The sequence below is a fragment of the Asaia sp. Ae19-3 genome (assembly GCF_059801175.1).
The window spans coordinates 336,947-352,487 of record NZ_JBCHWF010000001.1; the positions used below are offsets into that span (position 1 = coordinate 336,947).

Consider the following 15,541-nt stretch of genomic DNA (forward strand, 5'->3'; position numbering starts at 1 on the left):
TTGCGTCCTCCAGACCGGGTGTCACTCGGGCGGGAGAGCCACATGGTTGAACCCTGCGGCCAGATAGCTTTCTTCAACCAGAGAGAAAGGCAGTCTGTCTCCGCCCCTCAGAAGCAAAGCCCGATTGCGTAGCAGAACACCCGGAGGCAGATTGCCGGTCTCGCTGGAAAGGGTCAGGCGGGTGAAGTGCAGACTTGCGACGACATGGCCGAACGGCTCTGTCGAATTGTCGAGCGCTTTATTCATTTCTGCCGTCAGACGCTCTGGTACGTACCAGTTCCAGGCATCAGAGAGCACCAGCGCGCCGCAGCGCAGGCTGACATGCCGTGTGCGCAGTGTCTCCCCTTTTCGCAGGGCAAAACGCTCAGGTTCGGAAGGAGGGCGCGCGTCAGGGCCGGTCGGTAGTGCAACGGCCTGAAGCGCAAGGCCGGGAAAACGGCCCTGGCAATATTGTTGCAGCACCCTGGTCGCGCTTGGTTGGGCGTTCAGGGCTTGCTGTAACTGATGCGCGGTCTCTGCCAAAGAAGGGGAAGGGGCCATGCACAAAAGAAAAAAGCCGGTCAGACCGGCTTTCCTCGATAACATCAATTCTCGTTGTCGTCGTTGTCTGTGGTGACTTCGATTTCCGATCCGAGATCGTCGTCGTCGTCATCCAGATCAGACGCGTCTTCCATGACGTCATCATCATCGTCATCATCTGCATCCAGATCGACGTCGATGTCTTCTTCGTCGCTCTTGGGAGAGTCTTTAGTCTGATCGGCGGGGATATCGCCGCCGCGCTTGGGCTGGGGCAGATCGCTGGGCTGCTCTGCGCCACATTTCGGGCAAATCGCGGGAGCGCGATTCAGGTCGTAGAAACGCGCGCCACAAGAGACGCACACGCGCTTCAGACCGAGTTCTGGTTTTGCCATGATGACTACCTGTCGATCCTGAACCGGTTGAAAAAAGAAGAGCGGCTTGAGCCGCGAAGCACGGGGCCATGCCAGCTTGCGCTCGCCATGTCAAATGCAACCTCGGTTTTTCATGCTAAAACCACCCGGAAAACAGATCGCGGCAATTGACAGCCGCGGCGCTGCATCGGAATGAACGCTATCATGGAACATCATCCTTCTGCCCCCGTCATTCCTCTCTCCGTTGCACGCAATCCCGGCCCGCTTCGTGGCACGATTCGCGTTCCCGGCGACAAATCCATCAGCCACAGGGCGCTGATGCTGGCCTCTCTTGCAGAGGGGCGCACCGTCGTGACGGGGCTGCTCGAGGGGGAAGACGTCCTGCGCACCGCCGACGCAATGCGTGCGCTCGGTGCGACCATCACACGTGAAGCCGATCAGTGGGTGATCGATGGCAAGGGTGTCGGTGCCCTCCAGGAGCCAGCCGATGTGCTCGATATGGGTAATTCCGGCACTGCGGCCCGCCTGCTTTCCGGCATTCTGTCGAGCCATGCTATCACCAGCTTCATGACGGGCGATGCAAGTCTCCGCGGACGTCCCATGCGCCGCGTGACCCAGCCTCTTGCAGGTAATGGTGCCTGTTTTGCCACCCGCCTTGGCGAAAAGCTGCCCATGGCCATTATCGGCACGGGCGAGGCGACGCCGCTCTCCTATTGTCTGCCGGTCGCTTCGGCTCAGGTGAAATCCGCCATTCTGCTCGCTGGTCTGAATGCCGAGGGCAGGACACGGGTTGAAGAGCCGGTTGCGACGCGCGACCACACCGAAAACATGCTGCGTCATTTCGGTGTCGGTGTGGATGTCGGGCTGACCCCGACAGGCGGGCGCATCAGCACACTCGAAGGTCGTGCGCGTCTCGTGGCCCGCGATGTGGTGGTGCCCGCCGATCCGTCATCTGCTGCATTCCCCATCGTTGCGGCAAGCCTCGTGCCGGGCTCGGAAATCCGTCTGCCGGGTGTCGGGCTCAACCCGCTGCGCACCGGTCTTTTCACGACGCTGCGTGAAATGGGAGCTGTGCTCGACATTGAAAACGAGCGCGTCGAAGGGGGAGAGCCCGTTGGCGATCTGGTGGTGCGCAGCGCCGCCCTGCGTGGTGTCGATGTGCCAGCCGATCGTGCCCCGTCGATGATCGATGAATATCCTGTTCTGGCGGTGGCCTGCGCTTTTGCCAGCGGCACGTCGCGTCTGCGCGGTCTTGAGGAGCTGCGCGTCAAGGAGAGTGATCGTCTTTCTGCGACTGTCGCGCTGCTCAAGGCCAATGGTGCCGATGTGCGCGTCGAGGGCGATGACATGATCATCGAGGGGCGTGGCAGCGCAGAAGGTCTGGGTGGCGGCCTTGTGGAAACACAGATGGATCATCGTCTGGCCATGAGTGCGATTGTCTTCGGGCTGGCTGCCGAAAAGCCGGTGCTCGTCGACGATACAGGCTTCATCAATACGAGCTTCCCTGGCTTCGTATCGCTGATGGCAGCGCTCGGGGCCGTTCTCTGATGCGCCTCATCATTGCTGTCGACGGGCCTGCCGCTGCTGGCAAAGGCACGCTTGCAAAGGCGCTTGCTGCCGCCCTTGATCTGCCTCATCTGGATACGGGGCTTCTCTATCGTGCGGTAGCGCGACAGATGATTCTCGCTGGGCTGGATCCTGCGGCAGATAGCGGCGAGCAGACAGCTCATGCGCTGCAGCCTGAAGACCTTCAGCGCAACGATCTGCGGGTTCCCGAAATCGATCGTGGCGCAAGCGCTGTCGCGACACAGCCTCCCGTCCGTGCGGCGCTGCTGAAGCGCCAGCGCGAATTCGCCATGGCAAGCGGCGCCGTGATCGACGGGCGTGATATCGGAACCGTTGTCTTTCCCGATGCCGATCTCAAGTTCTTTGTTACGGCCAGCGCCGCCGTGAGAGCGCTGCGTCGCTATCAGCAGATGCATGGCATGGCTGATCCGGTTCAGGCGGAGCTTGAGGAACTGGCGGCAGAGATCGAGGCGCGCGATCGCAAGGATGCCGAGCGCCCCGTCTCGCCGCTGCGCAAGGCCGATGATGCTGTTCTGGTCGAGACGGATCATCTCGACGCAAAGGCCGTGCTCACCCATGCGCTGTCAGTTGTCAGGTCGCGCTTTTCTGCCTGATTGATCTGCCGTCAGGAGACTCCACCTGTCTCCGGCAGATCTGCTCCTGAGAGCTCCTTGCCCTGTTTGCAGGGCTGGGGGTGATCGGGGTGTTTCCGGGGCGGGAATTGGCAAAAACGGCCAGAATCCCGAGGTTTCCATTGACAAGCACCCGGCTGCGGGTGTCTGACGTCATGCAGCGTAACGTCCCCTGCGCTTGCTCGCTCCGTAAAATTGAACGGGCGTCCTTTCTCTTTCCCGAAGGCTCATGGGTGGACCGATGTTCATGAGCACGCCGTCCGGCCAGGGTGTCGGGCGCAGACATTGGCCCGATCGTCACGATCGGCCCAGGATTACGAAAACACATGGCTTCAGCCACCAACACCGTCGAAGACTTTGCAGCTCTTCTTGACGAGACCCTCGGCCAGGACACGGGCTTTGACGGCTCCGTTGTTACCGGTCGCGTTATCCGCCTGACGGATGAGTTCGCGATTGTTGATGTCGGCCTCAAGAGCGAAGGTCGCGTTTCGCTCAAGGAATTCGGACCGCCGGGCACCGCGCCTGACGTTCGTCCGGGCGACGTGATCGAGCTTTATGTCGAGCGCTACGAAGACCGTGACGGCTCCATCGTGCTGTCGCGCGAGAAGGCCCGTCGTGAAGAGGCATGGACCTCGCTCGAGCGTGCATTCGCGAACAACCAGCGCGTCAACGGCACAATCTATGGTCGCGTCAAGGGCGGCTTCACGGTTGATCTCGGCGGCGCCATGGCGTTCCTTCCGGGCAGCCAGGTCGATATCCGCCCCGTGCGCGATGTCGCTCCGCTCATGGGTCAGCCCCAGCCTTTCCAGATCCTCAAGATGGATCGCGCCCGTGGCAACATCGTTGTCTCGCGTCGTGCCGTTCTTGAAGAGACCCGTGCAGAGCAGCGTTCCGAGCTGATCCAGGGTCTGAAGGAAGGCATGATCCTCGACGGCGTGGTCAAGAACATCACCGATTACGGTGCGTTCGTTGATCTCGGCGGCGTCGATGGCCTCCTGCATGTCACCGACATTGCCTGGAAGCGCATCAACCACCCGTCCGAAGCGCTGCAGATCGGCATGCCGGTTCGCGTTCAGGTCATCCGCTTCAACTCCGACACGCAGCGCATCTCGCTGGGCATGAAGCAGCTTGAGGCTGATCCGTGGGAGAACGTGGCGATCAAGTATCCGCCGGGTGCTCGTTACTCGGGTCGCGTCACGAACATCACCGATTACGGTGCATTCGTTGAGCTCGAGCCGGGCGTCGAAGGTCTGGTACACGTTTCCGAGATGTCCTGGACGAAGAAGAACGTCCATCCGGGCAAGCTTGTCGCGACCTCGCAGGAAGTCGACGTCATGGTTCTCGACGTGGACAGCGCCAAGCGTCGTATCTCGCTCGGCTTGAAGCAGGTTCAGCGCAACCCGTGGGAGCAGTTCGCCGAAGAGCACAAGGTCGGTTCGACCATCGAAGGCGAAATCCGCAACATCACCGAATTCGGTCTGTTCGTGGGTCTCTCTGCCGATATCGACGGCATGGTGCACATGTCCGATCTCTCCTGGGACGAAGCCGGCGAAGCAGCCATGGCCAAGTTCGAGAAGGGTCAGGTCGTTCAGGCCAAGGTGCTCGACGTTGACGCCGAAAAGGAGCGCATCTCGCTCGGCATCAAGCAGCTGCAGGAAGATCCGGCAGCCGATACCCTGTCGCGCGTCCACAAGGGCGACATCGTGACCTGCCTCGTGACGTCGGTTCAGACCAACGGCATCGAAGTGAAGGTCGACGACGTTCTGACCGGCTTCATCCGTCGTGCCGAACTGGCTCGCGACAAGGCTGAGCAGCGCCCCGAGCGCTTCGCAGTTGGCGAGAAGGTCGATGCGAAGGTTGTTTCCGTTGATCGCGCTTCGCGCAAGCTGGCTCTGACCATCCGTGGCCGTGAGGTCGAGGAAGACAAGGCAGCTATCAACGAATACGGTTCGTCCGACAGCGGTGCATCGCTTGGTGACATCCTCGGTGCGGCGATCCGTCGTCGTAATACCGAAGTGTAATCTGCAGTCATTCTGCTGAAACACTATGAAAGGGCTGCTTCGGCAGCCCTTTTATTTTTTCTTGTGAACGAGATAGTAAACGTCATCTAAAATCTTCTGCTGAAGACTTTTGCAGTTCCTGTCTTTGGGTTAGACACGATCTTATCGGCAAGAGGGAATTGCCCCACTTGTTGCGAGGATGCGGTGGCGGGGGCTTCATGGCTGTTATCTACAATACTAACTACACCCATAATCCCAACTCCTATCTGACCCTCGCGGTTGAGCGCGCAGCCCGCGCCCTTTTTGGCGCCGATCAGGTTCTGCTGGCCGATAACATGACGCTGGCGCAGGCAGCAGCTTCGGGTGAACATGACACGCTGATCTGTATTGATGGTCAGCGGATCAATACTCAGCTGATGCGGCGTATCCGCCCGGCCTTTAAGACCATGATTCTCTGGACGTTCGAAGATCCCTTCATGCGGGACTTCAATGTCGAGAATTCAAATCTCTTCGATTTCGTTTTCACGAATGACCCTTCCTGCGCGGATCACTACCGCGGCAAGGGGCATTATCTGCCGCTCGGTGCCAGCCGGACCATTCACCAGCGTGAGGTGAAAGACGGCGAAGCCCTCGATTACGATATCTTCTTCGCGGGCACGATGTGGCCAAATCGCGTCGAGACGCTGCGTCGCATCATTGCGGCTTTTCCGAAGGCCCGTCTCAAGCTCATCTGCCCCGGCAACGAATATCTTCCGCCGCTGCCTGCCGATCTGGCCGAGCTGGCAATCCAGCGTCCGGTCAGCCATGAGGCCTTTATCGATTTCGCGAATGCCAGCGCCGTGACGCTGACCATGTTCCGCGACTATGCGAGCCATGGCGATGTCAGTCAGGCGACGGCCCCGGGGCCTCGTTTCTACGAACTGGCTCTTGCCGGTGCGGCTCAGGTGGTCGAAGCCCCTGAGAGCATGGACACGAAATACTTTGCCGAGATCGAAGGCACGTTCCTTGCGCGTGATGTCGATGGCGTGGTGAGCGCCGTGGCGGCTCTGCTCAATGACCGCACCCTGCGTCGCAACATGGCGCTTTCCGGCCAGAACTCGGTTCTGGAAGGGCATCTCTACGAGCATCGCCTCCGCAGAATGGCCGAGATCACCGGCGCGAATTTCGGTCGTACCGTGCCCGGTATTGAGCTGGCGCCCCGCCGTCGTCGCCTTCGCGTGCTGATGTGCACCCACTCGACCATTCATGAAGCGGCCTGGGGTGGTGTCGAGGTCTATCAGCAGACACTCTGCTCCATGCTCGGCCGTGAGATAGAATTTTTCTACTGGTTGCGTCGTGGCACACATTGCCGTCTGACCACAGCCAACGGGCAGGAAGTCGAGCGTTACGACGTGCCTGAAGTGGGCTGGATGGATGCTATGTGTGACGGGCCGGAAGAAATGGCCTTCTCCAATGCGATCAGCCAGTACAATTTCGATATTGTCCATTTCCAGCATCTCGGCCATCACGCCCTGTCGCTGCCGATCATTGCCAAGGCCTGCGGCGCCGGTGTGGTCTTCTCGGCGCATGATTTCTGGCTGATCTCGTCCCGCTACAACCTGCTCAACCAGGATCTGCGTTATATTGAAGACGAGGTGAAATCGGTCGTTGCGAGCGATATCATCCTGAAGGTCGCAGAAAACATCGAATATGGCGGTGAGCAGACCCGTCGTGCCTTCATCGCCAAGATGCTGCACTCGGTCGATCTGATCCTGTTCGGGACCAAGCATTCGCGCAATCTGACACATGAGATCTATCCGATCCTTGACCAGAAGCGCAGCCTGACGCTTGGTATTCCGTCACCCGAAAACACGATCCCGATCGTGCCCAAGGCTTATGAACCGCTTGGCGAGCGCCCGCTCAAGGTCGCGATCGTGGGTAACTTCCTGCGCACCAAGGGGGCGGACACCATTCTGAACCTGATCGAGATCGCGCATCCCGATCACTTCGAATTCCATATCTTCGGCTATATTCACCCCGAATATGATGCTGTCATCAATGGCAAGCCGCGCCCGAATGTGAAGGTCTATGGTCGTTATACGGCTGGTGATATCGCCGCTCTTCAGGTTGCCGATGTCGCGCTCAACCTGTCTATCTGGCCCGAAACCTATTGCATCTCGCTGTCAGAAGCCTGGCAGAATGGCCTCATCCCCATCGTGACCGATGTCGGCGCTCTTGGCGACCGAGTGGAAGATGGCGTCAATGGCTTCAAGGTGCCGATCGGTCGCGCCAATATGGTGCTTGAACGCCTCGAATTGCTGCGCTCGTCAGAAGTCATTCGTCGTTCGATCATGGGCAATATTTCCCCTGCACTCTGGACGCAGGCCGAGACCTACGCGAATGACATGAGGGAGGTCTATCGTGAGGCTGCCCCGGTTCGTGAGCTCGGCACGGCCGAAATGCAGATCGATGCCGGGCAGGTCCATCTGCTTCCGCATGCGTCGTGGCGCCATCAGGCCCCGCCGCGCCACATCTTTGATCCGCCGACCATTCGCGACCTCTCTGTCGAGATGCCTGAGCCTGTTTCCGACTGGTTCTCGATCCAAGGTGCCGAATATTACATCGACGATGTCTGCCACTTCGTTCTTGCCGAAAACGAGCCGGAGGATTTTGCTGGCGCCTACGAGTTCCATATTCGTGGCTGGCACGTTCTGCCCGGTGTCAGTTCTGCAGGGTCGATGTATGCCGTGCTGATCGGCGACGATACGTCACCTCTCGTATTCCTGCCCTGCATTCGCGAAGCGCGTGGCGACGTTGTGTCCATTTACCCCAATGCCCCCCGTCGTTCCGGTTTTGCCGGTCAGGCAGCGCTGCGTGGCAAGTGGTGTGAGGGCACGTTCCGCGTTGGCCTGATCAACGTCGTCAATGGCGCAGGTGCGTTTATGGTCACCTCGGTCGAGATCACGGTCAAGGATGGCAAGATCAACGAGATTCAGGTCGAGCGTCCCTCTAATGACCAGATCATGCGCGATTTCGATCGTATCTCGCATGCTGACGGTCATCTGCGTGGCATCAAGCTGAGTCGCCTGCATCGTCATGCGCAGTATCATCGCGCTGAAAACGACTTCCAGCATTATATCGATTCTCTGAGCGGGCTGATCGGCGATCCGGCGCCGCTTCTGACCGATGACGGCAATCTGTTCATCCGTGGCTGGGGCTTCCTGCGTCAGCTCGAGCGTGCTGGGACGATGTCGGTGGCGCTCGTCGGGGGCACGACCAATGAGGCATTCTTCTTCGCTCTCAACCGTTTCCTGCGTCACGATGTGAAGACCATTTTCCCGGATGCGCCGCTCTGCGTCGGGTTCGAGGGATGGCTGTCGATCGCCTCTGGCTATGCGAGCGATATGGATGGCGCCTACAGGCTGTGCCTCGTCAATACGGTGGGTGAGCAGATAGGGGTCAAGCCGCTCGATGTGGTGGTAACCGTCTCGAACGGTATCATCGCCTCAGTCACGCAGGCAGAAGTAACCGAGGCTATCGTGGATCATGTCAATCGGGCGATCGAAGCAAGTCTTGCTCCGGCGTTGGCTGGCTGAGTCGCGCACGAGACGCCTCCATGACCAGCGAGCGCAAGCCCCGATGGCAGATCGTCGATGAGGAATGGTACCTCGCGCAATACCCGCAAGCGGCTGATGAAATCACCGCCAGCGAGTGTCGTGATGCGGCCGACCATTATGAGGCCATAGGCAAGTCGTTTGGATTTTCACCCAACAGGTATTTCGACGAGACCTGGTACCGACAGGCCTACCCGGAGCTCTACGCCGAAATCTGCCGTGGCGAGCTGAGCTCGGGTTTCGATCATTATTGCGCGAAGGGCTACGCCACCCACGCCCCTCACTGGCTCTTTTCCGAAAGCTACTACCGCGCTCGTCAGGGGGCGCTTGTGTCTGACGTTATTGCAGATGGTTTATATCTTAACGGGTATGATCATTTTCTCGAAACGGGCGATGCACAAGGGCTGGCCGGGCACTGGTTTCTCGACCCCTCCTGTTTTGCGACACTTGCAGAGCAGTCCCAACTTGAGACGAGTGCGGGAAAAGGCGCGTTTCATGCCGTCACCGAACGCGTACCGTCTCTCGCCGATCAGGGCCGTCTTTCCTGGTATTTCGATCCGATCTGGTATCGCGAGACCTATCCTGATGTGATGCGCGAGATCGAGGCGGGGCGTTACCACTCTGTTTTGCATCACTATCTGACCAATCAGACGCCACGTCATTTCAATCCTCAGCAGTTTTTCGACGAGGGTTACTATGCGCGCGTTCATGGTGACGTGCTGCCCAGCATCGAAAGCGGCAGTTTCCGGAACGCGTATGATCATTTCGTACGCTTCGGGGCAGAAGAGGGACGCAGCCCGGCGGAAGGCGTCGCCTTGAAGCCCTTTGGAGCGCGTCCGGAAATCGGTGCCCTCATCAAGGCAGGGCTTTATGACAGTCTTTACGCCTGCTGGATTGCGCTGCGGACGCGCTACGGCGAGAGCGTCGATCTGCCTCCGGCGGATGAAAACCAGACACGGCGCTATTTTCAGGCGGAGGCATCGCTACAGCAGAAGATCATCGGTCGAAAAGGCCCTGATTTCAGCTACGAGGGCGTGCCTGAGCTTTCGGTCATCATGGTTCTCCATGACAAATATGCCTTGTCGATCCAGGCCCTGGCTTCGCTTCGTGCCAATTACCCCGGTGCAATCCAGCTAATCCTCGTTGATTCGGCCTCGAGCGATGAGACCTCCCGGATCGAGCATGTCGTGCGTGGCGCGCAGGTACTGCGCTTTCGCTATAATATCGGCTATCTCGATGGGTGTAACGAAGCGCTCAGCCATGTGCGTGCGCCCGCTCTGCTTTATCTGAACAACGATTTGCGTCTTTATCCGAATGCCCTGCGCAATGCGCTGGCGCGTCTCTATCAGTCGGAAGATATCGCAGCCGTCGGTGCCAAGCTGATCCGCAGTAATATGTGGCTACAGGAAGCCGGGTCGATCATCTGGCGCGATGGCGCGACCTACGGATATCGCCGTCAGGACAACCCGAATATTCCCGAAGCCAGCTTCGCGCGTGATGTCGATTACTGCTCGGCCGCATTTCTGCTTGTGCGCAGCGCCATGGCGCGTGCGCTCGGCGGTTTCGACCCGTTGTATCGTCCGGCTTATTTCGAAGATACGGATTTCTGCCTACGCATGATCCGTGCAGGTAAGCGCATCGTCTATGACCCGACCGTGATGGTCGAACATCTCGAGTTTGGTAGTTCCGGCACTGTGGGTTCGCAGGCGCAGATTGCCATCAATCATCGCGTTTTCGGTCGGCAGCATCAGGAATATCTGCGCAAGCAGTTTCCGGCGCATGTTCGTAATGCGGTTCTGGCACGGTCGCAGCGCAGCGCACGCCGTAAGGTATTGTTTATCGAAGATCGTATTCCCCTGCGTTCGCTCGGTTCGGGCTATGTCCGCTCGAATGATCTCGTCTGGGCAATGAGTCAGCTGGGCTTGCAGGTAACGGTTTTCCCGGTTCTGCCGCGCGCAGCCAGCCATGCGGATCTTGCTGCAGATTTCCCCGACGATGTGGAGTTGATGGCCGGGAGCGACCTTTCGGGCCTCGATCCGTTCATTGAGGAGCGCGCCGGATATTACGATCTCATCTGGATTGGACGGACGCATAATCTGACCCGGCTGCTGCCGGTGCTGACCGAGCAGAGCCGGCACCTGCCGGTGGGCAGCGTCATTCTCGATACGGAGGTCATCGCCGCACCGAGAACCATAGAGAAGGCCCGGTTTCATCCTCCGGCCGAAAAGCTCGCGCCCGTGGAAGAGATGGTCGCGACCGAGCTGGAGTCGGCACATTACTGCCAGCAGATCGTTGTCGTCTCGAAGCATGACGCAGCCCTTGTTCGGGATGCTGGCTATGAGAATGTATCCATTCTCGGGCATTGCCTGCCACTGCGTGCCGGAGAAGCGTCGTTTGCCGAGCGGCGTGATTTCCTGTTTGTGGGCGCGTTGCATGACGAGGACGCCCCTAATTTCGACAGTCTCTTCTGGCTCATCCATGACGTATTGCCTGAGCTTGATGAACACCTGCCTGAAGACGTGAAACTGACCGTCGCAGGCTTCGCCCATCCGTCGGTGGATGTGTCGGCCCTTCGTGCCTCGAAACGCGTGAACTGGCTCGGTCCGGTTGATGACCTCACGGCGCTTTATGCGACACACCGCCTGTTCGTAGCCCCGACGCGTTACGCCGGTGGGCTGCCATACAAGGTGCATGAGGCGGCTTCGTATGGCTTGCCTGTGATTGCAACCCGTTTGCTCGCCCGTCAGATGGGCTGGGTAGATGGGCATGACCTGGTCAGCGCCTCAGCTGAAGACCCCATCGCTTTTGCGCTGGCGATGGCAGAGACTTACGAAAACGAAGAAAAATGGACCATGATCCGCTCGGGAGGCCTGCACGCTGTCGAGCGTGATTGTGATCCCGCACGGTTCAAGGCAACGCTGGGCGAAATCATTGATAAGAGCGTGGCCCATCCCGGCGGCCATATCTGATATCAAGGTCGGCAGGCCATTGGGTCGGCCGATCGGAACGTGAAACGGATTGAGAGATCATGTCAGCAGCAAAGAAGAATGCAAAATCCCGAGCCGCTGGCACCACGCAGCGCGTGCTCGTCTGTAGCGGCGGTCGCTACGAGTCACAGGCCAATGCCCAGATCCGTGAGTCGATCATGGATGGCTGGGCAGAATGCTTTGGCGAAGAAAATGTCATTGCCGTGCATATCAGCGGCGCGGCGGCATCGATCGAGCGTCTGAAGCCGACCATCGTTTTCGCAATCGGATCGTATCTGCCCGAAAGCACCTATTTTGGTGAGGTATGCCGCGAAGCCAAGAAGATTGGTGCCATTACCGTCTTCTGGGCGACAGAAGATCCCTATGAGCAGGATGCGAATTACCGCATCACCGATGATTTTGATGTGATCTTCTCCTGCGACCGCTGGGGGCACAATTTCTATCAGCGCGACCGGGTCTTCCATCTGCCTCTCGCGGCAAGCCGCAAGCTGCACTATGCGCCGCTGGAGGCCGAGGTGGAGAAATCCATCGACGTGCTTTTCTGTGGTGTGGCGTTCACGAGCCGCAAGGATATCGTGCGCAACCTGATGCCGACCCTGCGCAATCTTAACGTCAAGATCATCGGTCCGGGCTGGGGCGAATTCGGTATCGGCTTTTCGGATGCCCGCATTGAAAAGGCACAGCTCATCGAATTGTATCGCCGTTCGAAGCTGGTGCTGAATCTGGGACGCTCGCTGCATTTCGAAAACAAGCGTTTCATGATCGCCCCTTCGACGCCTGGCCCGCGTACATTCGAGGCCGCAGCGGCCGGAGCGTTTCAGGTCTTCCATGAAGACACCTACGAACTGCGTCGCTATTTCACGGCGGAGGAAATCCCGACCTTTTCCAACAAGATCGATTTCGATCGCATCGTCGCTCGTTATATCGATGATACGGCGCTTTGCATCGAAATGGCCCGTCGCGCACAGGCACGCACCATGAACGAGCATACCTACGGGCATCGTATCCGTGCCGCGATCGAGGTGCTCAAGAGTGAAGGTTTCCTCGAGGGCTGAACCTCGAGGCTGTTTCGTTTCTGTCGGCAAAGATTTCCTGCTGACAGAAACGAAACAATGATTTCAAATAATTTACATCCGACATTCGTAACTGCGCAGTAACGTTGACCTTCCTGTCCGAGGAGGATCGACATGACGCGACTGGTGAGCCGTTTGTTTTTCGGCGTGGCGGCCCTGGCGATTATGTGTTCCGGTGCGTCGCGATCCGTAGGGCAGGAAAACTACACGGTCCATGGCATGAGCCGTGATGCGCTTGAGCACCATATCGACGCTGAACTGGGTGAACGTCAGTTCGACACCATGCCGCGCTGGCACGGAGGTGTCTGCATGGATATTCACGGCATTCAGGATCAGTTCGCCTCGACGGTTTTTGACCATTTGCAGTCGGTTGGCAAAAGCTTGGGGTTGCAGGTCAGCAGGAACTGCAAAGACCCTCGGCTATTCGTTTTCTTCACCGATCAGTCCGACGCGCTCGCAGCAAAGATCGAGCAGCTCAACCCGACTCTCTTTGTCGGTCTCGACACCTCGGATGTCTTCCATGAAAACAAGGTCACGGCGACGCCAGACGAACTCCGCGAATTTCTCAGACCACGAGCTGTACGCTGGCTGACCTCCTCGGCCATGCGTATTGCTGATGATGCGCCGCCGCTCGTCATGCCCGGGTCCGTAGGAAATATCTATGCCACGCAGGGGTACGCCTCTTTTCTCTCCAATGAACAGACACGACGGGATATCCAGATCGTTCTGATTATTGTCGATATCAACCGGCTGAATAACGAGCCCTGGGGCATGCTGAACGAATTGCTGTCTGTCGTCGCTTTTGCCGGGCCCCATCTGCGGACAGGTTATGATGGATCGAGTCTGCTGCGTTTTACCGAACTGCCTGTTCTGCAAGGCCCGACCGGGCCCATGACGCCCTATGACAAATCCCTGCTGAGCGCTCTCTACGCCTTGCCCGAGGGGTACAGCCGATCGGACGCCGTCGACTGGATGGCCGATAATTTTCCAGCTGCGAGCCGCTCGCGCTGAGGGTCAGCCACGTGTCAGGTGATAATGGCTGCGCAGATCAGCTTCGATTTCATCGGCATGGGCTCCGTCGCGTGCCTCGATCATGATTTCGAGTTCGGCAGTCTGGACCGAAGGCGCTGCAAAAAGGCGCTGATGGGAGACTTCGATAATGTTGCCGCCAGCATTGCCGATACGCGTCGAGATATCTGCCAGAACGCCTGGGCGATCGGGGATCTGCAGGGTGAGGGACAGGAGCCGTCCATCCCGGCGCAGGGCGCGCAGCAGCGTATTGGCGAAAATCCGCGTGCCGATATTCCCGCCTGTGATCGGCAGCGCCACACGCTTGCCGGCAAAGATTTCAGGATAGGCCATGACAGCGGCCAGGGCCGCGGCGCCGGCGCCCTCCGAGACCTGCTTGGCCTGCTCTGCCAGATGCGCGATGGCGGACTCCACCTGAAGCTCCGTCACGACCAGAACACGGTCCAGAAGCGGGCTGACAGCCTCCAGGCACTGATTGCCTATCTGCATCACGGCAATGCCCTCAGCAATGGTCGAGCCTCCTCGTGCCGCCACGGCAGCCTCAGGGAAGGCAGAAAGCGAGGCATGACTCTCGACCTGAACACCGATGATCCTGGTCGTGGGGCTGAGTGCTGCCGCGGCAATGGCGGAGCCACTGATCAACCCGCCGCCGCCGATAGGAAGAACCAGAATATCCAGCGCAGGGCTGTCTTCGATCAGTTCAACGGCAAAAGTGCCTTGCCCCGCCATAACGGCGACATCATTGAACGGATGGACCAGAACCAGGCCTTCCTGCTCGCGCAGCACTTCGGCAACCTTCGAGGCCTCGGCGAAATCCTCTCCTTCGGTCACCACGCGGGCGCCCCAGCCGCGTGTGCGTTCTACCTTGGCTGAAGGCGTATGGCGCGGCATGACGATTGTGGCGTCAATGCCAAGCAGGCTGGCATGACGGGCAACACCCTGCGAGTGATTGCCTGCCGAGACCGCAATCACACCACGCTTTTTTTCTTCTTCGCTCAGCAGCGCCAGCTTGTTGGCAGCACCGCGCTCCTTGAACGAGGCAACGGCCTGAAGATTCTCCAGCTTCAGCCAGATATCCGCACCCGTCATTTTCGAGAGCGCGGCGCATCGAATGCTTGGCGTGCGAACGATATGCGGCGCAATCCGCTCATGAGCGGCAAGGATATCGGCGAAGGTAAGAGAATGAACTTCGGACACGTTCTTCTTTTCGTGTTAGCGGGCCTTGTTGGCCCGCCCGGTTTCAGGACGCGATTTACTTGTAGGTGACAGTCAGGATTTCGTAGCTCTTGTCGCCTCCCGGCGTAGGCACGGTAACGCTGTCACCGACGGACTTGCCGATCAGCGCCTTGGCGAGCGGCGAGGAAACGGAAAGGCGCCCCAGCTTGATATCGGCTTCGTGCATGCCGACGATCTGGTAGCCGCTTTCCTTGTCGGTTTCTTCATCCACCAGCTCGATATGCGCACCGAACTTCACCATATCGCCCGAGAGCTGCGAGGGGTCGATGACCTCGGCGGTGGAGATGATCTCCTCAAGCTCGAGAACGCGCCCTTCGATGAACGACTGACGATCGCGCGCCGCGTGATATTCGGCGTTTTCGGACAGATCGCCATGAGCGCGGGCTTCCGCGATGGCGCGGATGACAGCCGGGCGGTCTTCGCTCTTCAGCCGACGCAGTTCATCTTCTAGACGGGTCAAACCTTCACCGGTCATCGGAATCTTCTGCACAGCGCATTCCCCAAAACGAGTTCAGCCCACGCGCAAAGCCTCTGG

General features: G+C 58.9%; 11 protein-coding genes. 7 read left to right on the forward strand and 4 right to left on the reverse strand.

Going from position 1 to position 15,541, the window contains the following annotated elements; genetic code table 11:
• Positions 1–21: 21 nt before the first annotated feature.
• Positions 22–540 carry a hypothetical protein gene (locus AAID99_RS01380; RefSeq protein ID WP_188424885.1) on the reverse strand — a complete coding sequence of 173 codons (519 nt, stop codon included), beginning with the start codon at positions 538–540 and terminating at the stop codon, positions 22–24.
• 44 nt (positions 541–584) lie between these two features.
• Positions 585–911, reverse strand: coding sequence for an FYDLN acid domain-containing protein (locus AAID99_RS01385; protein WP_188424887.1), 327 nt, complete (start codon positions 909–911; stop codon positions 585–587).
• A 183-nt stretch (positions 912–1,094) separates the two neighbouring features.
• Between AAID99_RS01385 and aroA the strand changes: the two genes are divergently transcribed.
• The 7 genes from aroA (at position 1,095) to AAID99_RS01420 (ending at position 13,752) form a co-directional block, all read left to right on the forward strand.
• A complete protein-coding gene (gene aroA / locus AAID99_RS01390) occupies positions 1,095–2,438 on the forward strand; it encodes a 3-phosphoshikimate 1-carboxyvinyltransferase (RefSeq protein ID WP_498492874.1) in 1,344 nt (447 codons plus the stop codon).
• Positions 2,438–3,070, forward strand: a complete 633-nt coding sequence (cmk, locus tag AAID99_RS01395) for a (d)CMP kinase (protein WP_188424891.1) — start codon at positions 2,438–2,440, stop codon at positions 3,068–3,070. The genes aroA and cmk overlap by 1 nt, the downstream gene beginning before the upstream one ends.
• A 344-nt stretch (positions 3,071–3,414) precedes the next feature.
• A complete protein-coding gene (gene rpsA / locus AAID99_RS01400) occupies positions 3,415–5,109 on the forward strand; it encodes a 30S ribosomal protein S1 (RefSeq protein WP_188424894.1) in 1,695 nt (564 codons plus the stop codon).
• 197 nt (positions 5,110–5,306) lie between these two features.
• Positions 5,307–8,663, forward strand: coding sequence for a glycosyltransferase family protein (locus tag AAID99_RS01405; RefSeq protein WP_188424896.1), 3,357 nt, complete (start codon positions 5,307–5,309; stop codon positions 8,661–8,663).
• A gap of 20 nt (positions 8,664–8,683) precedes the next feature.
• The gene (locus AAID99_RS01410; protein ID WP_498492877.1) at positions 8,684–11,650 is read left to right on the forward strand and encodes a glycosyltransferase; all 2,967 of its coding nucleotides are present in this window, start codon (positions 8,684–8,686) and stop codon (positions 11,648–11,650) included.
• A 59-nt stretch (positions 11,651–11,709) separates the two neighbouring features.
• Complete coding sequence (locus tag AAID99_RS01415; RefSeq protein WP_267310843.1) at positions 11,710–12,723, forward strand: CgeB family protein; 1,014 nt, start codon at positions 11,710–11,712, stop codon at positions 12,721–12,723.
• Between the two features lie 132 nt (positions 12,724–12,855).
• On the forward strand, positions 12,856–13,752 hold the full coding sequence (locus tag AAID99_RS01420) for a hypothetical protein (RefSeq protein ID WP_498492880.1): 897 nt from the start codon (positions 12,856–12,858) through the stop codon (positions 13,750–13,752).
• A 3-nt stretch (positions 13,753–13,755) separates the two neighbouring features.
• On the opposite strand, the gene AAID99_RS01425 is transcribed toward AAID99_RS01420, so the two are convergent.
• The gene (locus tag AAID99_RS01425; RefSeq protein WP_188424903.1) at positions 13,756–14,967 is read right to left on the reverse strand and encodes a threonine ammonia-lyase; all 1,212 of its coding nucleotides are present in this window, start codon (positions 14,965–14,967) and stop codon (positions 13,756–13,758) included.
• 55 nt (positions 14,968–15,022) lie between these two features.
• Positions 15,023–15,496, reverse strand: coding sequence for a transcription elongation factor GreA (gene greA / locus AAID99_RS01430; RefSeq protein WP_025841509.1), 474 nt, complete (start codon positions 15,494–15,496; stop codon positions 15,023–15,025).
• Between the last annotated feature and the right edge of the window lie 45 nt (positions 15,497–15,541).